The sequence below is a fragment of the Pseudomonas caspiana genome (genome assembly GCF_002158995.1).
Classification (GTDB): domain Bacteria; phylum Pseudomonadota; class Gammaproteobacteria; order Pseudomonadales; family Pseudomonadaceae; genus Aquipseudomonas; species Aquipseudomonas caspiana.
In genome coordinates, this window is record NZ_LOHF01000004.1 from 166,180 (window position 1) to 188,187 (window position 22,008).

At 56.8% G+C, this 22,008-nt stretch carries 22 protein-coding genes; 10 read left to right on the plus strand and 12 right to left on the minus strand.

What is annotated here, in order from left to right:
* Nucleotides 1–307 precede the first annotated feature (307 nt).
* Nucleotides 308–1,027 (plus strand): UTRA domain-containing protein, encoded by a 720-nt coding sequence (locus tag AUC60_RS07365; RefSeq protein WP_087265433.1) that lies wholly within the window; start codon nt 308–310, stop codon nt 1,025–1,027.
* Between the two features lie 171 nt (nt 1,028–1,198).
* On the opposite strand, the gene AUC60_RS07370 is transcribed toward AUC60_RS07365, so the two are convergent.
* From AUC60_RS07370 to minC, 5 genes are all read right to left on the minus strand, one after another.
* Complete coding sequence (locus AUC60_RS07370) at nt 1,199–2,488, minus strand: M18 family aminopeptidase (RefSeq protein WP_087265434.1); 1,290 nt, start codon at nt 2,486–2,488, stop codon at nt 1,199–1,201.
* Between the two features lie 213 nt (nt 2,489–2,701).
* Nucleotides 2,702–3,337: an RluA family pseudouridine synthase gene (locus tag AUC60_RS07375; protein WP_087265435.1), complete on the minus strand. Its 636-nt coding sequence runs from the start codon at nt 3,335–3,337 to the stop codon at nt 2,702–2,704.
* A gap of 80 nt (nt 3,338–3,417) precedes the next feature.
* Nucleotides 3,418–3,672, minus strand: coding sequence for a cell division topological specificity factor MinE (gene minE / locus AUC60_RS07380; protein ID WP_027898645.1), 255 nt, complete (start codon nt 3,670–3,672; stop codon nt 3,418–3,420).
* Nucleotides 3,672–4,484 (minus strand): septum site-determining protein MinD, encoded by an 813-nt coding sequence (gene minD, locus AUC60_RS07385; protein ID WP_087265436.1) that lies wholly within the window; start codon nt 4,482–4,484, stop codon nt 3,672–3,674. Before minD ends, minE begins: the two co-directional genes overlap by 1 nt.
* Before the next feature lie 209 nt (nt 4,485–4,693).
* Complete coding sequence (gene minC, locus AUC60_RS07390; protein ID WP_087265621.1) at nt 4,694–5,434, minus strand: septum site-determining protein MinC; 741 nt, start codon at nt 5,432–5,434, stop codon at nt 4,694–4,696.
* A 119-nt stretch (nt 5,435–5,553) separates the two neighbouring features.
* Here minC and AUC60_RS07395 point away from each other — a divergent pair, with 119 nt between their 5' ends.
* Nucleotides 5,554–6,486: a lipid A biosynthesis lauroyl acyltransferase gene (locus tag AUC60_RS07395; RefSeq protein ID WP_087265437.1), complete on the plus strand. Its 933-nt coding sequence runs from the start codon at nt 5,554–5,556 to the stop codon at nt 6,484–6,486.
* 19 nt (nt 6,487–6,505) lie between these two features.
* On the plus strand, nt 6,506–7,690 hold the full coding sequence (locus AUC60_RS07400; protein WP_087265438.1) for a patatin-like phospholipase family protein: 1,185 nt from the start codon (nt 6,506–6,508) through the stop codon (nt 7,688–7,690).
* 95 nt (nt 7,691–7,785) lie between these two features.
* Here AUC60_RS07400 and AUC60_RS07405 read toward each other — a convergent pair whose 3' ends face one another.
* The 3 genes from AUC60_RS07405 to AUC60_RS07415 form a co-directional block, all read right to left on the minus strand.
* Nucleotides 7,786–8,640 (minus strand): pirin family protein, encoded by an 855-nt coding sequence (locus AUC60_RS07405; RefSeq protein ID WP_087265439.1) that lies wholly within the window; start codon nt 8,638–8,640, stop codon nt 7,786–7,788.
* A 215-nt stretch (nt 8,641–8,855) separates the two neighbouring features.
* Nucleotides 8,856–9,668: an MlaA family lipoprotein gene (locus tag AUC60_RS07410; RefSeq protein ID WP_087265440.1), complete on the minus strand. Its 813-nt coding sequence runs from the start codon at nt 9,666–9,668 to the stop codon at nt 8,856–8,858.
* Nucleotides 9,661–10,959, minus strand: a complete 1,299-nt coding sequence (locus tag AUC60_RS07415; protein ID WP_087265441.1) for a serine/threonine protein kinase — start codon at nt 10,957–10,959, stop codon at nt 9,661–9,663. The genes AUC60_RS07410 and AUC60_RS07415 overlap by 8 nt, the downstream gene beginning before the upstream one ends.
* 1,249 nt (nt 10,960–12,208) lie before the next feature.
* Here AUC60_RS07415 and AUC60_RS07425 point away from each other — a divergent pair.
* The 3 genes from AUC60_RS07425 to AUC60_RS07435 all read left to right on the plus strand — a co-directional run bounded on the left by AUC60_RS07425 (nt 12,209) and on the right by AUC60_RS07435 (nt 15,423).
* Complete coding sequence (locus AUC60_RS07425) at nt 12,209–13,057, plus strand: glycine betaine ABC transporter substrate-binding protein (protein WP_087265442.1); 849 nt, start codon at nt 12,209–12,211, stop codon at nt 13,055–13,057.
* Nucleotides 13,058–13,456: 399 nt separating this feature from the next.
* Complete coding sequence (locus AUC60_RS07430) at nt 13,457–13,768, plus strand: DUF485 domain-containing protein (protein WP_087265443.1); 312 nt, start codon at nt 13,457–13,459, stop codon at nt 13,766–13,768.
* On the plus strand, nt 13,765–15,423 hold the full coding sequence (locus tag AUC60_RS07435) for a cation acetate symporter (RefSeq protein ID WP_087265444.1): 1,659 nt from the start codon (nt 13,765–13,767) through the stop codon (nt 15,421–15,423). Before AUC60_RS07430 ends, AUC60_RS07435 begins: the two co-directional genes overlap by 4 nt.
* A 497-nt stretch (nt 15,424–15,920) precedes the next feature.
* On the opposite strand, the gene AUC60_RS07440 is transcribed toward AUC60_RS07435, so the two are convergent.
* Nucleotides 15,921–16,079 carry a DUF3309 family protein gene (locus AUC60_RS07440; protein ID WP_080238018.1) on the minus strand — a complete coding sequence of 53 codons (159 nt, stop codon included), beginning with the start codon at nt 16,077–16,079 and terminating at the stop codon, nt 15,921–15,923.
* Between the two features lie 244 nt (nt 16,080–16,323).
* Between AUC60_RS07440 and AUC60_RS07445 the strand changes: the two genes are divergently transcribed.
* From AUC60_RS07445 to csrA, 4 genes are all read left to right on the plus strand, one after another.
* On the plus strand, nt 16,324–16,695 hold the full coding sequence (locus tag AUC60_RS07445) for a DUF2784 domain-containing protein (RefSeq protein WP_087265445.1): 372 nt from the start codon (nt 16,324–16,326) through the stop codon (nt 16,693–16,695).
* A gap of 117 nt (nt 16,696–16,812) precedes the next feature.
* Complete coding sequence (locus AUC60_RS07450; RefSeq protein ID WP_087265446.1) at nt 16,813–17,628, plus strand: SDR family oxidoreductase; 816 nt, start codon at nt 16,813–16,815, stop codon at nt 17,626–17,628.
* 189 nt (nt 17,629–17,817) lie between these two features.
* Nucleotides 17,818–18,150 carry a YnfA family protein gene (locus tag AUC60_RS07455; protein WP_087265447.1) on the plus strand — a complete coding sequence of 111 codons (333 nt, stop codon included), beginning with the start codon at nt 17,818–17,820 and terminating at the stop codon, nt 18,148–18,150.
* Nucleotides 18,151–18,301: 151 nt separating this feature from the next.
* Nucleotides 18,302–18,517, plus strand: a complete 216-nt coding sequence (csrA, locus tag AUC60_RS07460) for a carbon storage regulator CsrA (RefSeq protein ID WP_087265448.1) — start codon at nt 18,302–18,304, stop codon at nt 18,515–18,517.
* On the opposite strand, the gene AUC60_RS07465 is transcribed toward csrA, so the two are convergent.
* The 3 genes from AUC60_RS07465 to ngg form a co-directional block, all read right to left on the minus strand.
* Entirely contained in the window at nt 18,518–18,745 is a 228-nt protein-coding gene (locus tag AUC60_RS07465; RefSeq protein WP_087265449.1) for a YheU family protein, read from the minus strand. It lies immediately after the preceding gene.
* Nucleotides 18,746–18,930: 185 nt separating this feature from the next.
* Entirely contained in the window at nt 18,931–20,133 is a 1,203-nt protein-coding gene (locus tag AUC60_RS07470; RefSeq protein WP_087265450.1) for an osmoprotectant NAGGN system M42 family peptidase, read from the minus strand.
* A 125-nt stretch (nt 20,134–20,258) separates the two neighbouring features.
* Nucleotides 20,259–22,007 (minus strand): N-acetylglutaminylglutamine synthetase, encoded by a 1,749-nt coding sequence (gene ngg / locus AUC60_RS07475; RefSeq protein WP_087265451.1) that lies wholly within the window; start codon nt 22,005–22,007, stop codon nt 20,259–20,261.
* Between the last annotated feature and the right edge of the window lies 1 nt (nt 22,008).

The window sequence follows — 22,008 nt, forward strand, 5'->3', positions numbered from 1 at the left end:
GGTTGGTCTAGGTCAGCAATACCTGAGCCAAGTTAAGCTTTTTCGATGACATTTTTATGTTGATGCAGCTTGTTACCCGAGGGCTGCATAGCGAGCTGACCGGGTGCGGGGTAAGCGTAGACCATGATCAAAGCCTTGATCTGAAAGGCCTGCGGCGTTTTATTAGAGCGGGGCTGGCATGGTTTGTGATGGGCATTGTCATGGAGCAGTCATCTACACTCCGTAGGCTGTTTCTGCGCACCAACGTGTGCAATGAGAATCATCAGTGCGCTGTTTTGGCGCTGGTCTAGTCCAGTAAGGAAGCCTGATGCGCGAAGAAGTGCCCCGTGCGGTCACAACGATTTGTAATGCCCTGCAAGAGCAGATCGAGCATGGTCTGCTGCCGCCTGGCAGCAAGTTGCCCGCCGAACGCAAGCTGAGTGAAGTCTTCGACACTACGCGTATCACCTTGCGAGAGGCCTTGGTGCAGCTCGAAGCGCTGGGGCTTATTTATAGAGAGGAGAGGCGGGGATGGTTCATTTCGCCGCCACGTTTGGCGTATGACTTGATGCGCCGCAGTCACTTCCACGCCATGGTCGAGGCTCAAGGGCGGGTCGCTGACACTCATGTCATTTCTGCACGCCTGCAACCGGCCTCGGCAAAAATATGCGAAATGCTGCAATTGCCTGCACTGTCCAGCGTGGTCCAGATCTGCCGCGCCCGGCGCATAGATCAGCGTCTGGTGCTGTATGTGGAGCACTACCTGAATCCCGAATACTTTCCCGGCATCCTTGATAGCGATCTCAATCAGTCGCTGACCGAGTTGTACGCCAGCCGCTATGAACTGCGTTACGGCCAGGTCCGCTTCGAGATGGTGCCCACCGCGCTGCACGCAGAAGCCTCGGCGGCGCTCAAAGTTTCACTGGGCAGCCCAGGCTTGCGCATTGCCAGGGTCAACTTCGACCAGAATGGCAGGTTGATCGATTGCGACCTGGAGTACTGGCGGCACGATGCGATTCATGTGAGCGCGGTGGTGCGGGATATTTGAGGTCATCTGAGCAGTAAGGCGTGGGACCGGCTTTAGCCGGGAAGGGGTCGGTTCAATCACTACATTTTCATCTGCAGAACACCGCCTTCCCGGCTAAAGCCGGTCCCACGTCAGTATTTCAGTGAGGCAGGTTTGGGCAAGCAGCGATATCGGGTCTGCTTGCCCACTTGCTTATGGCAACTCATGACTCGCATAAAACGCGGTCAATACTTTCACCAGGTGCGCGAGGTCATGGCTGCCAGCCAGCTCACGGATCGAGTGCATGGCGAACGTCGGCAAGCCGATGTCTACGGTGCGCACGCCCAGATGGCTGGCGGTGATCGGGCCGATGGTTGAACCGCAAGCCATGTCGCTGCGTACCACGAAGCTCTGCACCGGCACTTCTTCAGCCATGCACAGATGGCGGAAGAACCCGGCGGTTTCGCTGTTAGTGGCGTAACGCTGGTTGCTGTTGACCTTGATCACCGGGCCGGCATTGAGTTTCGGGCCGTGGTTGGCGTCGTGCTTCTCGGCATAGTTAGGGTGAATGCCGTGAGCGTTGTCAGCTGAAACCAGCAATGACTTCTGGATCGTACGCACGTAATCCGCACCGTCCGGCAGCAGACGCTGAAGGATCTGTTCCAGCATCGGGCCATCGGCGCCACAGGTCGACGACGAGCCTACTTCTTCATGGTCGGTACACACCAACAGGCAGGTTTCGTCAGTGTTGGTGCCTAGCAGCGCTTGCAGACCGGCGTAGCAGGACAGCAGGTTATCCAGACGCGCGCCCGCGATGAAGTCGGCGTTCAACCCAACCACAGCGGCGCTTTGCGTGTCGTAGAAACTCAGCTCGTAGTCGAGGACCACGTCAGCATTCAGGCCGTGCTCGCGAGCCAGTTGATCGGTGAGCAGCGCGCGGAAGTCGGCGCGTTCGTCACCCGCTACCTGGGCCAGGATCGGCGGCAGCTCGGTCTGTGGGTTGATCGCCCAGCCTTCGTTGGCGGTGCGATTGAGGTGGATCGCCAGGTTGGGGATCACGGCAATCGGCAGTTTGAAGTCGATCAACTGACTTTCCACTTTACCGTCGCGGCGGAAGGTAACACGGCCAGCCAGCGACAGATCGCGGTCGAACCATGGCGCGAGCAGCGCACCACCGTAGACTTCGACGCCCAGTTGCCAAAAGCCCTGGCGCTGCAGTTCAGGTTGCGGCTTGACCCGCAGGCAGGGGCTGTCGGTATGGGCGCCGACCATGCGGATACCGCCGGTCAGTGGTGATTGACGGCCCATACGGAACGCCACGATGGACGAATCATTCCGGGTTACGTAATACCGGCCGCCGGTTTCGGTGGCCCAGGTTTCGCGTTCGTCCAGACGCTGGAAGCCAGCAGCTTCAAGGTGTTGGACGAGAGTCGCGGTTGCATGGAAAGGGGTAGGAGAGGCCTTGAGGAAATCAATCAGGCCTTTGTTCAGCTCTTCGCGCATAAGTCACTCCAGACAGCAATGGCGGGAGTTTACCGTATTGATGTGGGTCGTGTTGTTGCGGGTGTGCTTTGTGTTGCACTTCACGCTATCTCAGATAAAGCGCAGGACCTGTAGGAGCTCACGAGCAATGCGAGGCAGCGATAGCCGTCTGTCTGACACACCGCCATCGCTGGCCTCGTGACCTCGGTGCGCTCCTACAGGATCGCGGTGTGCCTAAAACGGCGCAGGGCATTCGAACCGTAAACGCTCACCCGTTTGCGGATGGGTAAAGCTCAACATGCTCGCATGCAGGCACAGGCGCGGATACGCGGCCAGTGCTTCCGGATGTGCATAAAGACCATCGCCCAGCAGGGGATGCCCAATCGACAGCATATGAACCCGCAACTGATGCGAGCGTCCGGTAATCGGCGTCAGTTCGACACGGCTGTAATGACCGCAGCGCTTCAGCACTTTCCAGAACGTCTGCGCATGCTTGCCTGCTTCGTGATCCACCACATGCCGAGGCTTGGTAGGCGGGTCGTAACGCAGGGGCAGGTCGATGCTGCCGCTGTCCAGAGTCGGTTCACCCCAGCACAGCGCGGTGTAGGCTTTTTCAGTTTCCCGGTCATGAAACTGGCGGGACAGTTCGCGATGCGTATCCGCATCGCGGGCCAGCAGGATGATCCCGGAGGTTTCCCAGTCCAGGCGATGGACAATGCGGGCTTCGGGGTAGCCGTTTTCCTGCAGGCGGGTAATCAGGCAATCCTTGTTGTCCTCGGCACGGCCGGGAACGGAAAGCAGCAGGGTTGGCTTATCAATCACCAGAACGGCTGCGTCCTGATAAATGATGCGGATGTTCGACAACGGCATTTAACGGCCTCTAAACGCAACGACGGCATCAGCCCCACTCGTAAGAATGGTGCTGATGCCGCCGCAAGCAACCGCCGGATCTAGCGATCTGGCAGGGTGATGTTGAGTTCCAGAATCGAGCAGCTACCCTGGTTTTCCAGAGCAACCTGCACATCGTTGGACTCGATGTTGACGTACTTGCGGATCACTTCGACCAGCTCTTTTTGCAGGGCTGGCAAGTAGTCCGGAGTGGTACGTTGGCCGCGTTCATGCGCCACGATGATCTGTAGACGCTCTTTCGCGACCGACGCGGTGCTGACTTTTTTGCTGGCACGAAAGAAGTCGAAAATGTTCATCAGTTACCCCCGAACAGGCGTTCGAAAAATCCTTTCTTCTGAATGTCCAGGAAACGGTGCTCGCGCTCTTTGCCCAACAGACGATCAACCGCATCGCTGTAAGCCTGACCTGCATCGCTCTGATCGTCGAGGATGACCGGTACGCCCTGGTTGGAAGCTTTCAGTACTGCCTGGGACTCCGGGATCACACCCAGCAGAGTCACCGCGAGGATTTCCTTGACGTCTTCGACGCCCAGCATCTCGCCCTTGCTTACACGCTCCGGGTTGTAGCGGGTCAGCAGCAGGTGTTCCTTGATCGGGTCTTCGCCACGCTCGGCACGGCGCGATTTGCTGGCCAGCAGGCCCAGCATGCGGTCCGAGTCACGTACCGACGATACTTCCGGGTTGGTCACGACAATAGCTTCATCGGCGAAGTACATCGCCAGGTGAGCACCGGTTTCGATACCGGCAGGAGAGTCGCAGACGATGTACTCGAAGGATTCCTTGAGTTCCATCAGGACTTTTTCCACGCCTTCTTTGGTCAGCGCTTCTTTGTCACGAGTCTGGCTGGCAGCCAGTACGAACAGGCCTTCGATCTTTTTGTCTTTGATCAGCGCTTGTTGCAGGTTGGCCTCGCCGTTTACCACGTTGACGAAGTCATACACCACACGACGCTCGCAGCCCATGATCAGGTCGAGGTTACGCAAGCCGACGTCGAAGTCGACAATGACAGTTTTGTGGCCGCGCAGTGCGAGACCGGTACCGATGGCGGCGCTGGTGGTGGTCTTGCCCACACCACCCTTGCCGGATGTAACCACGAGAATCTTGGCCAAGGTGTATCACCCCTAGAGGAAAAGGACAGTTAGTCCTGAAGAGCGTCCCTTGAAGCGGCGACCGTCGAACAATGATGGAAATTTAAAGCTTCCGGGTGTCCTACCCTGGGAGCAATTTGCCAGGAACGATTAAAGCTCCTGGATTTCCTACAACCTTTGCTACGTTTTCGCGACGAATCAGGGATGCTTTGAAAATGGCGCAGTATCCGTTAAAGCCGGATGATGTTCAACACGTCACCTGACAGGCTGACCTGTACCGACGTACCCCAGAGTGGATCCCTGCGTAAATCTTCGGAAACCTTGTATTGCCCGGCGATGGATATCAGTTCGGCACCCATCTGCTGACAGAAAATTCGCGCTTTGGTGTCGCCTTTTATTCCAGCCAGCGCCCGACCGCGCAATGGGCCGTAAACATGGATGTTGCCATCGGCCAGAAGTTCCGCACCCGGACTGACCGGGGCAATCACCACCAGGTCGCCGCCGGGGGCGTAAATCTGCTGCCCGCCGCGCACCGGCGTGGTAATCACGCGGGTCGGTTTGATGGTCGGCTCGGGTGGTGTTTCGACTTTTTTCTTCGCCGCTTCACCTTCCAGCGGGTCCAGTGGACGCTCGCGGGCACCGGACGGCGGGAGGACAGGCAAATCGATAGCGATGGCAGCGGCGATATCTTCGATGCGACTGGCACGAATCGCCAGGGTGCGCAGGCCATGCTGGCGGCATACGCGCATCAGGCCGGGCAGGTCCACGGCGCCGCTGTCGGCGGGAAGCTTGTCGAGCGCCAGCACCAGCGGGGTATTGCTGAAAAAATTTGGAGCCTGGGCCACTTTCGCCGCCAATTGGCGGTCGAGGGCCTCAAGGTTGTTGCGGGCCAGCTCCAGCACAGTGATGGCGAGCATGCTGCCCTTGAGTTGGAAGACTGGATCCTGTTCTTGCGATTCGTTTTGGCTCATGGTCGGCATACAACGGCTTGTCGCTAAAAGTGCCGAGACTTATAACGATAACGCCCGCTAGCCGCAAGCGGGGTCGAACCGTTGTAGAATGCGCGGCCATGGTTCTGATGGAAGCCTTAATGGATCGCCCGCGTTTTCGAGCTTATTTTCTTCACCCCCGTTTCTGGCCGTTATGGCTGGGGCTTGGGCTGCTGTGGCTGATTGTTCAATTGCCATTCCGGGTTCTGCTGGTGATTGGGCGGATGCTGGGCGCGGTGATGTATAGATTTGCCACTGATCGCAAATACATCGCGTCTCGCAATCTGGAGCTGTGTTTCCCCCATCTTTCCAGCGATGAGCGTAAGCGCCTGCTCAAGGAAAACTTTGCTTCCACGGGCATCGCCTTTTTTGAAATGGCCATGAGCTGGTGGTGGTCCAAAGAGCGTCTTGCCAAACTGGCGCATATTGAAGGTCTTGAGCACTTGCAGGCTGCGCAGCAGCAAGGGCAGGGCGTGATTCTCATGGCGCTGCATTTCACTACGCTGGAAATCGGCGCAGCGCTGCTGGGCCAGCAACACACCATCGACGGCATGTACCGCGAGCACAAGAACGCACTGTTCGATTTCGTCCAGCGTCGCGGCCGGGAGCGCCATAACCTGGACTCTTTAGCCGTGGAGCGCGAAGACGTGCGGGGCATGCTCAAGTTGCTGCGTGCTGGCCGCGCCATCTGGTACGCACCGGATCAGGACTACGGCGCCAAGCAAAGCGTGTTCGTCCCGTTGTTCGGCATTCAGGCTGCTACCGTGACGGCCACCAGCAAATTCGCCAAGCTGGGGCGTGCCCAAGTCGTACCATTTACCCAGCAGCGACTGGCTGACGGCGGTGGCTATCGATTGGTTATTCATCCGCCATTGCAGGACTTTCCCGGCGAAAGTGATGAAGTTGATTGCCTGCGCATCAATCAATGGGTAGAAAGTGCCATTACGGAGTGTCCTGAGCAGTATCTTTGGGCGCACCGTCGATTCAAAAGCCGACCTCCGGGCGAGCCAAAAATCTATAAGAAGCGTACGTGATCAACTGAGGCGCAGCTAAATGCTTGAACCCGTCATCGCAATGGATGCTGTGAATGATGTAGAACCCGTTACCGGGTTGATTCTGTCTGGTGGTGGGGCGAGGGCTGCTTATCAGGTCGGGGTATTGGCGGGGATCGCCGATTTGCTGCCTCCCGGCGCACCCAATCCGTTTCCGGTCATTGTCGGAACCTCTGCGGGCGCCATCAACGCCGTGAAACTGGCCAGTGGCGCGTTGCATTTTCGTACCGCTGTGCATCAACTGACCGAGTTCTGGCAAGGCTTTCGCAGCCATCAGGTGCTGCGCAGCGACTGGCCTGGCGTGATGAGTCAGGCCGGGCGTTTCTTCGGCAACAGCCTGTTGGGTATTGGCTCCCAGATACCGGTCGCGTTGCTCAACAGCTCGCCGCTGCGCGACCTGCTCACTGAACGGCTTGATCTAGAAGGCATCGACGCTGCAATTGCAGCCAAACACCTGCGGGCGGTGGCAGTGACTGCGTTTGGTTACGAGTCTGGCCATGCCATGACTTTCTACCAAGGCAAAGGCACCATTGATCCGTGGCTGCGCCATCGCCGTCTGGGTGTTCCAACCCAACTGACCATCGATCATTTGCTTGCCAGTTCGGCCATTCCGCTGCTGTTCGCGCCGGTCAAAATCGACCAGGAATACTTCGGTGACGGAGCGGTGCGGCAGTCAGCGCCGATCAGCCCTGCGCTGCATCTGGGGGCCAACCGCGTACTGGTCGTGGGTGTCAGCGGCAACCCTCGGGGTGCCGATGCCAACAGGCAGGTGCAGCGGGTCACGAACGGCAAGCAGCCAACCCTCGCGCAGATCAGCGGACACATGCTCAACAGCACCTTCATCGACAATCTCGAAAGCGACATTGAAGTGCTGGAGCGCATGAATCTGGTCAGTGACATGCTGCCCTGCGAGCATCGCGTGCGTGAGAAGGGCCTGGCCCCGGTGGAGGTCCTGATCATTGCTCCGAGCCAGCCCATCGACCAGATCGCTGCCCGTCATCGCCATGAACTGCCCCGCGCATTACGCACGTTTCTACGTGGGCCGGGGGCGACCAAAACCAGTGGTGCCAGCGTGCTCAGCTATTTGCTGTTTGAGGCGGGTTACTGCCGGGAATTGATTGAGCTGGGTCGCTATGACGCCATGGCGCAAGGCGAACAGTTGAAGCGGTTTTTGCGGTTGCCGTAACTCTTGTAGGAGCTGCCGCAGGCTGCGAAGCGGTGTGTCAATTTTCAAGTCTTCGCAGCCTGCGGCAGCTCCTACAGATCGATGTCAGCTCACCATCAAGCCGTTAACCGATCATCCCGAAAGTCCCGCAACGCCTGCTCGATCTCTTCCCGGGTGTTCATCACGAACGGGCCGTACTGCACGATGGGTTCACGCAGCGGTTTGCCAGCGATCAACAACACCCGGGCACCATTTGCGGTGTTCAGTTGCAGTTCACCTTCCTCGGACAGGCGCACCATGCGGCTGGCGCTGACGCTCTGCGGGTGACCGGCTAATTCCAGGCTGCCTTCGTAGACATACAACAATGCCCGATGCCCATCAGGAACACGCGGGCTGATGCTGCTGCCAGCAGGCATGTGGAAGTCGAAATACTGTGGTTCAGTGTCCGGACGCTCCACGGCACCGGCCTGCTGAACCTGGCCGTCGTCGAACTGCCCGGCGATGACCACCACTTCAACGCCGTTCTGAGTGGTCAGGCGCGGGATGTTCTCCGGTTGGATATCCTGATAACTGGCTTCGCTGAGTTTGTTTTTACCCGGCAGATTCAGCCAGAGCTGGAAGCCGCGCATCACGCCTTCTTCCTGCTCCGGCATTTCACTGTGGATGATGCCTCGCGCTGCGGTCATCCATTGCACGCCACCGCCTTGCAGCAAGCCGACATTGCCCATGTGGTCTTCATGGCGCATACGGCCTTCAAGCATGTAGGTCACCGTCTCGAAACCCCGATGAGGGTGCGGCGGGAAACCTGCGATGTAATCGTCCGGCTTGTCGGAACCGAACTCGTCGAGCATCAGAAACGGATCGAATTGTTCAACACCCGGCCCGCCGAAAACACGGGTCAGCTTTACACCGGCACCGTCCGATGCAGGTTGACCGGCCTGGATGGACAGCACTTTGCGAAATTGGCTCATGGAATTTCTCCTCATCAATGGCGACCATGCTATGCCTGTTTGGCCGATTAATGGGTGATGATTTTGCGGGTGATTGATCGGGTTTGTTGATTGGAATGCCGCCCAGACCAAGCCCAGCTCCCACAGGGTGATCGCATTCCAGATAGAGTATTGATGTGCACAAAAAAACGGCCAGCCCGATTACTCCGGCTGGCCGTTTTTGTATCGCCTTACTGTTACTCGGCGATCTGCAGCTTGCGGGCTTCGGTGTAGACGTAACGCACTTTCTCGTATTCGAACGGTGAGTTCATCTGGCCGTAGCGGAAGCTGGTGGTGTAGCGGCGATCAATCGCTCGCAGCAGGTAGAGCTCAGGATGATCGCTGCTGACCTGGGCGACGTTGAGGAAGTTGATCTGCGATTCGGCCGTGAAGTCGAACAGCAGCCCGCCGGTGTCACGCAGGTTGGACGGGCCAAGCAGTGGCAGCACCAGGTATGGGCCGGCCGGTACGCCGTAGAAGCCCAGCGTCTGACCAAAGTCTTCGCTCTGGCGTGGCAGGCCCATCATGGTGGCCGGGTCCCAAAGGCCGGCAACACCAATGGTGGTGTTAACCAGCAAGCGGCCGGTGGTTTCCAGCGAACGCTGGCCTTTGAACTGGAACAGGCTGTTCAGCAGGTTTGGAATTTCACCCAGGTTGGCGAAGAAGTTGCTGACGCCAGTACGCACAAAGCCTGGGGTCACGTAGCGATAGCCATTGACCACCGGCAGGAACACCCACTCGTCGAAGCGGTAGTTGAAGTGGTACACGCGACGGTTCCAGGACTCAAGCGGGTCATAGACCTCCAGCGCAGTTAGCGTGGCGCGTTCGAATTCCCGTTGATCCAGTCCCGGGTTGAACTGCAATGACTTGAGCGGCTGGGTAAAGCCGTCGGCATCTTCCTGACGAAGGACAGTGGCCGGGTGTTCGGCAATGTTGCTGTTGACCGCGTCGGCAGCCTGGACGGTGCCAGCGCACAGCAGGGCGGCGAGGATTAAAAGACGTTTAGCCACGGAAGAACTCCAGCATGGCGTCGCTGTTGACGCGGTAATTGATGTTGCCGCAATGGCCGCCGTAAGGATAAACGGTCAGGCGATCGCCGAAGGTCTTGCGCAGGAAACCCAGATCGCCAGAGCCGAGAATCACGTCGTCAGCGTTGTGCATGACGGAGATTTTCTTGCTGGTTTGCAGATAATCTTTGAGGGCGTACAGGCTGACCTGATCTACCAGTTGCAGCAGACTGCCGCCATCGGTGCGGGCGCGCCACATCGGGATAACCTGTTCGGTCAGGTAGCAGTCGAAGTCGCATTGCAGCGCACGACGCAGGAAGGGCGACAGGCTGGTGCCCTCGGTGATCGGAAACTTGGGCGGGGTGATCAGGCCACGACGGTTGATCAGGTCGGACGTAAACGCGATATCGGCCGACGAGAAGCGGAACGAGGTGCCGATCAGCATCGCCATCTGTTCATTGGTCAGGTGCTGCTTGGACTGCTGGAAGTCATAGAGCAGTGCATCGTTGAGGTCGATGTAACCTTTCTGACGGAAGTAACGGGTCAGTTTGGCCAGTACCAGTTCATAGAAAGTGGTGCTGTTGTCGATGCCCTTGACGTTGGTTTGCACCAGCTTGTCGAGGTTGGATATCGAGGTGTACAGGTTGACCGGCGGGTTGAGCAGTAAGACTTTCTTGAAGTTGAAGCTGCGGCGGGTCTCATCCAGACGGCTGACGAACGCGGCGTTGAGCGCCCCGAGGCTGTAACCGGTCAGGTAAAAGTCGGTAATTTTAAGCTCGGTTTGCTGCGCGCGCACCGCCTGCATCACGCGATACAGGTCTTCAGCATCTTCGGTGGAAATACCCGGTGTCGCGAAGCGCGATGCAGAGCTCATGAAGTCGTAGCTGGTTGGCGACGACAGCTGCACAACGTGATAACCCGCGCCGTAATACAGTTTCTTGAGGAATTCGTTGATGGTGCTGTTATACGGCGCGCCGGTGCCCGCGATCAAAAAGATCAGCGGTGCGGCGTGATCCTGCCTGGCCAGTCGATAACGCAGTTTTTTCACTGCCCAGAAATTGTCCGGCAGGGTGAACTCGCGCTCCGGCCGTAGATTCAGGGTGTAGTCGTCCTGGTCGATGTCATCGTCGGCGGGCAACTCTGGACGCATGTCAGGAGGCGTGGTGGCAATGGTCGCTTCAAAAGGGTTCTTTAAAGGAAAGCCATACGTGGCGGGGTCGACATCGACCGCCATAGCGGACGCACTCAAACAGAGGCCACCAATAACGGCAGCGAAGCGCAGGAAACGAAGCATGACTAGATCCCTTGGGAAAGAAGTGCTGATGAGGTACGCGGGCTATGACCATCGGTGTAGTGCCAAAGTGCCCTACAAGCAAGCGAACCTTTGTAAATAGATCGAGACAATACACGTTCTCTGGCGTCAAGAGAGCAGTGCGGTGCTTTTTTATAGCGGGAAGGGATGGAATGAAACCCTGTAGGAGCTCACGAGCAACGCGAGGCAGCGATAGCGGCCTGCCCGAAACATCGTTATCGCTGCCTCGCGTTGCTCGTGAGCTCCTATAGACATACGGGTGATTTCAAACAGGGCAGGCGGGTGCCCCAAACCCCAGACAGCATAAAGGGGAGCCTAAGCTCCCCTTTAAATGGTTTTACGTGCTCTTTTTTTATTGTTCTAGGGTGGTCTGTTGTTGTTTTTGGCGACCGGGCCCTTTACTGCGTTTTTGTTCGATCCCCATCCGGGATCAAGAGCAAACGTATTTTTTTGAGCGCTGACTCACTTCGACCTTGCGATCCAACCAGTTCGGGAGCTACCTGAAGGTAGTTTTATTGTTCTCTGCCCGGTTGCGAGAGCCCGAAGGCATCTCTGTGAAGCTGATCCACTCCAAAAAAATCTGTTAGCTGCGTCTCTGTGCCTTTGTTCTTGTTATGTCAGAGCCGATACGTCTTGTTCTTATTAGGTGTACTGCATTTTTATTCTTGTTATGCCAGAGATATAGCAGAAGCTGTGCCAACTTTTATAAATCTATAAAAATCAATGGTTTATGTTTTTTTGATTTCTGGCAAGAGGTGAGCGCTTGTTAAAATGTTCCCGTGTTACACGCTGTTACAGCGGTTGGCGGGCTGGCGGTAACACTCCTGTCATCAAAGCGCGTTACCCGGTAGCGGTCGCTGGCAGGTGATGATCGGGTGAACCGGGGCGATGCATTGCCTGTGAACATGCGCCGGATTTTCACAACAGGCTGCGCCTCCGGCTGACGTTCGACATGCAATTTTCGGACGGAAATAAGGGGTTTTACGACAAGGTGGTCGCTGATGGCACGTCGATGTCGTTTCTCCGTGTCTTGATGTCGTTGACAGAGCATGTCGTATTGCCTTGCGGGTTGATGATCAAGGGGCGATACGGTGCATGCCATCGTTCGCCGAGTCACTGAGGCGTGAAAAAGTGCGCGGTGCTCCAAGGCTGGGCGCGGACTGCGGTCTTTATAAAAACGTTAACGACGCCTGACCCCATTGTCGGGCGCGAGACTACCGGGGAAGTAACGATGAAGATGCGGAAAATCCTGGGCGTGGGTGCGGCTCTGGCACTTGCTGTCAGTTCCACTCTGGCACATGCCAAAGAAGTGAGTATCGGTTACGTAGACGGTTGGTCCGACAGCGTTGCGACGACCAACGTCGCCGCTGTAGTGATCAAGCAAAAGTTGGGTTATGACGTAAAACTGCAGGCAGTTGCGGCCGGGATCATGTGGCAGGGCGTCGCGACGGGCAAGCTGGACATGATGCTGTCGGCATGGCTGCCGGTGACTCATGGCGAGTATCTGGCAAAGAACAAAGACAACGTTGTGAACTATGGCTCCAACTTCAAAGACGCCAAGATCGGTCTGATCGTGCCTGAGTACGTGAAAGCCAACAGTATTGAAGACCTCAAGACCGATGCATCCTTCAAGAAGAAAATTGTCGGTATTGATGCAGGCTCGGGCGTCATGATCAAAACCGATCAGGCGATCAAGGATTACGGTCTGGACGGTTACAAGCTGCAGGCCAGTTCCGGTGCCGGGATGATTGCCGAGCTGACTCGTGCTGAAAACAAGAAGGAGTCCATCGCAGTAACTGGCTGGGTGCCGCACTGGATGTTCGCCAAGTGGAAGCTCAAGTTCCTTGAAGACCCAAAAGGTGTTTATGGCGCGGCTGAAACCGTTGACAGCGTCGGCAGCAAAGAGCTGGCGACTAAAGCACCGGAAGTCGCCGAGTTCCTGAAGAAATTCCAGTGGAAGTCCAAGGATGAAATCGGCGAAGTCATGCTGGCCATCCAGGACGGCGCTAAACCTGAAGCCGCAGCCGAGGCCTGGGTTGCCAAGAACCCTGATCGCGTAAAGGAGTGGACGGGTAAATAAACGCCACGTCTGACGTAAAACCAAAACCGCCTGATTTAACGATCGGGCGGTTTTTTTATGCGGGCTATAAACCATAACGCGGTATGGCTTCCAGCTGTGTCTCACGTATCGCATGCAAGCTCTGCAACGGGAATCACCGATGACGTGGGACCGGCTTCAGCCGGGAAGAGGCCGGGACAGACGCTGAATCTTTATCTGCAGAAAAACCGCCTTCCCGGCTAAAGCCGGTCCCACGTCAGCTTGCAGGCATACATAGAATTTCCCACATAGTCCGCGCTATTCCTTAGGCCCGGTTTCAGCCCGCAATGTCGTTCTAATACTAAGGTCGTCTGGAGCGCTTGCCAGACCGGACTAAAGTGCAATGTGTGACATCTCATCTGTGCTGCGAGGACAAAAACAATGAACGACAGCATTTACCTCTCGATTCAAGACAGCCCCCGTTTCAAGGAGCTGGTATCCAAAAGGGAGCGTTTCGCCTGGATTCTTTCGGCGATCATGCTTGGGCTCTATGCCGCTTTCATCCTTTTGATTGCTTATGGACCACACATTCTAGGCGCGAAAATTAGCGCTACTTCGACTATTACCTGGGGAATGCCGATTGGGGTCGGCCTGATCCTGTCTGCATTTGTGCTGACTGGCATCTACGTTCGCCGTGCCAACGGCGAGTTCGATGACCTGAACAACGCCATCCTGAAGGAGGCACAGCAATGATCGGGCGTCTATCAGCAGTATTCGGCCTGGCTGCCTTCGCACCGTCGCTCTGGGCGGCAGATGCGTTAACGGGCGCTGTGCAAAAGCAACCGTTGAACACCTCGGCGATTGTCATGTTCCTGGTGTTCGTTGCGTTCACGCTGTACATCACTTACTGGGCATCGAAAAAGAACAAGACAGCATCGGACTATTACTCTGCGGGCGGCAAGATCACCGGTTTTCAAAATGGTCTGGCCATCGCCGGTGACTACATGTCGGCGGCGTCCTTCCTGGGTATTTCCGCGCTGGTGTACACCTCCGGCTATGACGGCCTGATCTATTCGATCGGCTTCCTGGTGGGCTGGCCGATCATTCTGTTCCTGATCGCCGAACGCCTGCGTAACCTGGGTAAATACACCTTTGCTGACGTGGCGTCCTATCGTCTCAAGCAGAAAGAAATTCGCACCCTGTCCGCCTGCGGTTCTCTGGTGGTGGTTGCGTTCTACCTGATTGCGCAGATGGTGGGTGCCGGTAAGTTGATCCAGCTGTTGTTCGGTCTTGACTACACCGTTGCGGTAATTCTGGTCGGTATTCTGATGTGCCTGTATGTGCTGTTCGGCGGCATGCTGGCCACCACCTGGGTACAGATCATCAAGGCAGTCATGCTGCTCTCCGGTGCGTCTTTCATGGCGCTGATGGTGATGAAGCACGTCAACTTCGACTTCAACCTGCTGTTCGCCGAGGCGGTCAAGGTTCACCCTAAAGGTGAAGCGATCATGAGCCCGGGCGGTCTGGTGAAGGATCCGATCTCGGCGTTCTCCCTGGGCCTGGCACTGATGTTTGGTACCGCAGGTCTGCCACACATTCTGATGCGCTTCTTCACCGTGAGCGATGCTAAAGAAGCTCGCAAGTCGGTGTTCTACGCAACGGGATTCATCGGTTACTTCTACATCCTGACCTTCATCATCGGCTTCGGCGCGATCCTGCTGGTCAGCACCAACCCGGCGTTCAAAGATGCAGCGGGCGCTTTGTTGGGTGGTAACAACATGGCAGCGGTGCACCTTGCCGATGCGGTCGGTGGCAGTCTGTTCCTGGGCTTTATCTCGGCAGTAGCGTTTGCGACCATTCTGGCCGTTGTTGCCGGTCTGACCCTGGCGGGTGCTTCGGCAGTGTCCCACGACCTGTATGCAAGCGTGATCAAAGCCGGTAAAGCCAACGAGAAGGACGAAATCCGTGTCTCGAAGATGACTACGATTGCCCTGGCAGTTGTGGCAATCCTTCTGGGTATCGCTTTCGAAAGCCAGAACATCGCGTTCATGGTCGGCCTGGCGTTCTCCATCGCAGCCAGCTGTAACTTCCCGGTACTGCTGCTTTCCATGTACTGGAAAAAACTGACCACCCGTGGCGCCATGATTGGTGGCTGGATGGGCTTGATCAGTGCTGTGGTGCTGATGATTCTTGGCCCAACCATCTGGGTTTCGATCCTGCATAATCCGAAACCCATCTTCCCGTACGAATACCCGGCGCTGTTCTCTATCGCCATCGCATTCGTGGGTATCTGGTTCTTCTCGATTACCGACAAGTCCAAAGCAGGGGAAGACGAGCGCGCCTTGTTCTACCCGCAGTTCGTCCGCTCGCAGACTGGCCTGGGTGCCAGCGGCGCGTCGTCGCACTAAACAGCAATAAGTGCTCCAAAAGAAAGCAGCCTTCGGGCTGCTTTTTTGTTGCCCTGATTCTGGAGCCATCGGAGGTTGCGACGGTCGCGATGGCAGTGCGTCAGACAAAACGCCATCGCGGTCTCGCGTTGCTCGTGCGCTCCTACAGTGTGTGAGGCTGGACAATTATTGTGTAGGAGCCATCGGAGGTTACGACGGTCGCGATGGCGGTGCGTTAGACAAAACGCCATCGCGGCCTCGCGGTGCTCGTGCGCTCCTACAGTGTGTGAGGCTGGCAAAGAATCATGTAGGAGCCATCGGAGGTTACGACGGTCGCGATGGCGGTGTGTCAGAAACAACGCCATCGAGGCCTCGCGGCCCTCGTGCGCTTCTACAGAAACTAGTTGGGTTAGATAATCAGGTGCGTTTTACTAGTTCAGAATTGGAGCCTGATTAGTTATCAACCCAATAAAAAGCCCCGCTATAAGCGGGGCTGTTTTACTGCTGGCGTGGGAACGTTATATCCGTCCCAGCAACACCAGAATCAGCAGAATCACCAGTACGGTACCGATGATGCCCGACGGACCATAGCCCCAGCTGCGGGAGTGCGGGAATACTGGCAGACCGCCGATCAACAGCAGAATCAGGACGATGATAAGAATAGTGCCGATGCCCATGATGAGTTCCTTCCTTAGTTCTTGGTAGATGGCTAGAACAGTTCAAGCTTCCGCCCGATGGCATAAAGTTTGTGCTGCTTGAATGATCCGACTGTAGGCGTTCGGAAAAAGTCCATCGGAAACGTGAGAAAGTTTACATTTTGAAAAAAGTTTATAAGTGCCAAAATCAAGTTGAACTTTAAACCTCTGTAACTGTTTTCATTTTTCAACGGTGTGTCGGGCCGCTCTGGCTGAGGACCTTTTTATGTTCTACCGACTGGGTGCTGATGCTGTATTGGTCATCCATCTCCTGTTCATCGTGTTCGTGTTGTTTGGCGCACTGCTGGTTTTGCGCTGGCGGTGGTTGGTGGTGCTGCATATCCCCGCGATGATCTGGGGTGCGGTGGTGGAGTTTTTTCACCTCTACTGTCCGCTGACGCCTCTGGAAAATGCACTGCGCGTTCGCGCTGGCGGTGCGGGTTACGAGGCTGGCTTCATTGAGCATTACCTGATCGCACTAATCTACCCGGCAGGCCTTACACCGCAGATCCAGTTGTGGCTGGGCGGTGTGGTACTGGGTTGCAACCTTGTTGCGTATGGCTGGCTGATCACTCGTTTGCGGCGCAAAGGCACGTAGGCCGTGGGTTTGCCCGTGTCATTCAGCGTTCTGATGGTAGGTCGAAGCGACGATCCTCGTGGTTACACTGGGCTCACTTGGTAAAAAACATGAGCCCTCAACCACAAGGCGTTTCCTATGCAAAATCGCATCATGATCACTGGCGCAGGTTCCGGCCTGGGTCGCGAAATCGCTCTACGCTGGGCCCGCGAGGGCTGGCGTCTGGCATTGTCTGACGTCAACGATGCTGGTTTGCAGGAAACCCTCAAGTCTGTGCGCGATGCGGGTGGTGACGGGTTTGTTCAGCGCTGCGATGTACGCGACTACAGCCAGCTAACGGCACTGGCTCAGGCTTGCGAGGAAAAGTTTGGCGGCATCGACATTATCGTCAACAACGCCGGTGTCGCCTCGGGTGGTTTTTTCAACGAGCTGTCTCTGGAAGATTGGGACTGGCAGATCGCGATCAATCTCATGGGAGTGGTCAAAGGCTGCAAGGCTTTCCTGCCGATGCTGGAGGCAAGTAAAGGCAAAATCATCAATATTGCGTCCATGGCTGCCTTGATGCAGGGGCCGGCGATGAGTAACTACAACGTCGCCAAAGCCGGCGTGGTGGCGCTTTCGGAAAGCTTGCTGGTCGAGTTAAGCGAACAAGAGGTCGGGGTGCATGTGGTGTGTCCGTCGTTTTTTCAGACCAATCTGCTGGACTCCTTCCGCGGGCCAACTCCGGCAATGAAAGCTCAGGTAGGCAAACTGCTGGAAAGCTCACCGATTACTGCCTCGGATATTGCTGAATACATTTACGACCAGGTTGCCCAGGGCCAATTCATGATCCTGCCGCACGAGCAAGGGCGCATGGCCTGGCAACTGAAACAGAAGAATCCACAGGCGCTGTATGACGAGATGACCAGCATGTGCGCGAAGATGCGGGCCAAGGCGCGACAGGGCAGGGAGTAGATTACCGACGATGAAATGCAGTCTCTGTGGGAGCCGGGCTTGCCCGCGATAAACGATAACTCGGTGCATGCCTGTAAATAAGGTTGACCCTATCGCGGGCAAGCCCAGCTCCCACAGCTCTTACGGGTCCGCATGAGGTTTTTCTGATACGGTTGCGGCCATCCATCGCGACCGTTGAAGAGAATGTCTGTGCTCAACTATTTCTGGTTTTTCCTGGCGGCTCTGTTCGAGATCGCCGGCTGTTATGCGTTCTGGATGTGGCTGCGCCAGGGTAAAAGCGCGCTGTGGGTGATTCCGGCGCTGATCAGCCTGACCTTGTTTGCATTCTTGCTCACTCGAGTCGAAGCGGCATATGCCGGTCGTGCCTATGCGGCCTATGGCGGAATCTATGTCGTCGCTTCCATTGCGTGGCTGGGGATCATCGAGCGTGTCAGGCCACTGACATCAGACTGGTTGGGTGCGTCGCTCTGTGTGATCGGTGCAAGCATCATCTTGTTTGGTCCGCGCTGGTCCGCGCCGTAACTTTTCCTACCTGATTGGTCTTCAAGTAAGACGTTTCTGTCGGCTCGATCCGATGGGGGTGAAGGACGTTACTGATTTACTTCTAGCCAATTGATGCCTGCAGACAGTCCATGCAATCTGCCCTCCGGTTGACAATAAGAGAGTAGAAAACATGCTGGTGATAATGCGCGACATTGGGGAGGTATTTTCGATCGGCGATGAGGTCACCGTACAGATCCTCGCCATCAACGGTAACCAGATACGCTTGGGCATCGAAGCGCCCAAGGACGTCAAGGTCCATCGGGCAGAGGTCTACAAGCGTATCGCCCAAAGGAATTCGCAACAGGCGGCAAAGGCAGGGCCGCTAGTGCCTGACACCGACTCCTGATTAGTCGAAAAACTCTTTGGGTACATCATGTTTGAGCATGAGCTGACACTGTTGACTTTCCAGGTCGAAAAAAATCACCGCCTGGCCTTTGCTCAATGCATGACGCACACGTAAAACGCGGGTTTCCAAAGGCGTTTCATCGCCATTGTCGGTGCCGTCGCGGGTGACAAAGTCTTCAATCAGGCGCGTAAGGGTGTCTGCTTCGAGTTGGTCGTGGGGGATCAGCATGGGCGTTCTCGCATCAATTCCCGGCGATGATAGTGCCGATGTCTGGAAAAAGCAGGGGAATAATCGTGGTTTTACCTATGCGAGGCTTGCCCGCGATAAGGCTAGCGCAGTAGGCAGGCATACCGCGTTATCGTTTATCGCGAGCAAGCTCGGCTCCCACAGGACATATTTCAAGCAGGGGTTTGCTACTCCACCTCTTCCCGATGCTGCCCAACCAGGCTGTCCACACTTGGCACGCGGGTGTCGGTTTCCATCTGGGTGTCGTGCTCGATCTGATGACTGAAGCGCTCCAGGGAAGACTGCGCCGGTTGTGCATCGCTCGCAAAAACTGGCGGACTTAGCATGTAAGCGCCCAGTAGACGGCTCAGCGCGGCGAGGCTGTCGATGTGGGTGCGCTCGTAACCATGAGTGGCATCGCAACCAAACGCGAGCAGGGCGGTGCGGATATCGTGGCCTGCGGTGACCGCCGAATGAGCATCGCTGAAGTAGTAGCGGAACATGTCGCGACGCACCGGCAGTTCATTTTCACTGCCCAGGCGCAGCAGGTGACGGGACAGGTGATAGTCGTAAGGGCCGCCGGAATCCTGCATCGCCACGCTGACCGCATGTTCGCTGGAGTGCTGACCAGGGGCGACCGGTGCGATATCAATGCCGACGAATTCACTGACATCCCAAGGCAGCACACCTGCAGCGCCGGTGCCGGTTTCCTCAGTGATGGTGAACAGCGGATGGCAGTCGATCTGCGGCTCGGCGCCACTGTCGACGATGGCCTTGAGCGCTGCCAGCAAGGCGGCGACACCGGCTTTATCGTCCAGATGGCGGGCGCTGATATGACCGCTTTCGGTGAATTCCGGCAATGGATCAAAGGCCACGAAGTCACCAATGCCAACCCCCAGCGATTCACAATCGGCTTTGGTGGTGCTGTAGGCATCAAGGCGCAGCTCGACGTGATCCCAACTGATGGGCATCTCATCGACAGCAGTATTGAATGCATGACCGGACGCCATCAGCGGCAGTACGCTACCGCGAATCACGCCGTGATCCGTGAACACGCTGACGCGGCTGCCTTCGGCGAAGCGGCTCGACCAGCAACCAATGGGTGCCAGCGACAAGCGACCGTTGTCTTTGACTTCACGCACGGCTGCGCCAATGGTGTCCAGATGCGCAGAAACTGCGCGGTCCGGGCTGTTTTGCTTGCCTTTCAATGTGGCGCGAATCGTGCCGCGACGGGTTAATTCAAACGGGATGCCCAGTTCTTCCAGACGCTCGGCGACGTAGCGCACGATGGTGTCGGTGAAGCCTGTCGGGCTTGGGATCGCGAGCATTTCCAACAGGACTTTCTGCAGGTAGTTCAGATCCGGTTCGGGGATTTTATTTGCAGTGGTCATTGGGGTACTCCTCAAAATGCTAAAGCTTCACACCGTTTTTCTGTAGGAACTGCCGAAGCTGCGATTGGGCTAAATCGCGTTCGCAGCCTTCGGCAGCTCCTACAGGGATCGGCGCGGCAAACAATTCACACGTGCGCAGGCAAACTGTGCGGGAACAGCAGATCAACGAATTTCTCTGCCGTTGGTTGCGGTTCATGGTTGGCCAGGCCAACCCGTTCGTTAGCTTCGATAAATACATACTCGGGTTGATCGGCAGCAGGGACCATCAGGTCCAGGCCCACCACCGGGATATCCAGCGCGCGAGCTGCACGGACAGCAGCGTCGCTGAGCACCGGATGCAGAATCGACGTTACGTCTTCCAGGCAGCCACCAGTGTGCAGGTTGGCGGTACGGCGCACTGCGAGGCGTTCGTCCATCGGCAAGACACTGTCGAATTCATAACCCGCGTCGCGCACCGTACGCTCGGTTTCTTCATCCATGGGGATCTTGCTTTCGCCACTGGTTGCAGCAGCGCGGCGACGACTTTGAGCTTCGATCAGTTGACCAATCGTGTGGCGACCGTCGCCCACCACTTCCGCAGGGCGGCGAATGGCGGCGGCGACTACTTCAAAACCGATCACGACAATGCGTAGATCCAGCCCTTCATGGAAGCTCTCCAGAATGACGCGGGTATCGAACTGTCTGGCACGCTCAATGGCGCCGTGCATTTCTTCTGGAGTGCGCAAGTTGACTGCAACGCCCTGGCCCTGTTCGCCATCCAGCGGTTTGACGACGATCTGCTGGTGCTCCTCAAGGAACGCCAGATCAGCTTCTTCGTCACCCGCACGTTGCTGGGCTGGCAACTTCAAACCTGCCGCTTTCAGGGCTTTATGCGTCAGGCTTTTGTCTTGGCACAAGGTCATGCTGACTGCGCTGGTCAGGTCGCTTAGCGATTCCCGGCAGCGAATCCGGCGTCCGCCATAAGCCAGCGTAAACAAGCCGGCTTCGGCATCATCAACCTGCACTTCGATACCGCGACGATGAGCTTCTTCAACAATAATCCGCGCGTACGGATTGAAATCCGCCTGCGGGCCGGGACCGAGGAACAGCACTTCGTTGATACCGTTTTTGCGCTTGATGGCGAAGGTCGGCAAATTACGGAAGCCGAGCTTGGCATACAAAGCCTTGGCTTGATGGTTGTCATGCAGCACTGACAAGTCCAGATAGCTCAGACCACGGCTCATGAAGTGCTCAACGAGATGGCGCACCAGCACTTCACCAACGCCAGGGCGTGTGCATTGAGGATCTACCGCCAGGCACCAGAGGCTGCTGCCGTTTTCTGGATCATGAAAGGCCTTGTGGTGATTAAGGCCCATCACGCTGCCGATCACCGCGTTAGTCGTTTCGTCTTCGGCCAGCCAGTACACCGGTCCGCCCTGATGACGTGGCGTCAGCAGTTCGGGATCAATAGGTAGCATGCCGCGTGCGATGTACAGATTGTTGATCGCCTGCCAGTCAGCGCTGTTCTGCGCACGTCGAATACGAAAGCCTCGAAAAACCCGCTGCGACGGGCGGTAATCGCTGAACCACAGGCGCAGCGTGTCCGACGGATCGAGAAACAGCTGCTGCGGCGATTGAGCCAGGACCTGCTGCGGCGCAGCCACATACAGAGCGATGTCGCGCTCGCCCGGTTTCTCGTTGAGCAGTTCGTTGGCCAGTGCAGCCGGGTCGGGATAGGTATGACCGATCAGCAACCGCCCCCAGCCGCAATGCAGCGCAAGCGGCGTGGCGTCAGTGTCGCTGCCGTCTTCGGCAAATCGCGCCTGAAGACGTTCATACGATGGCGACTGACCGCGCAGCAGGCGCTGGCTGTATGTCGTCGAATGCTGTTTCATC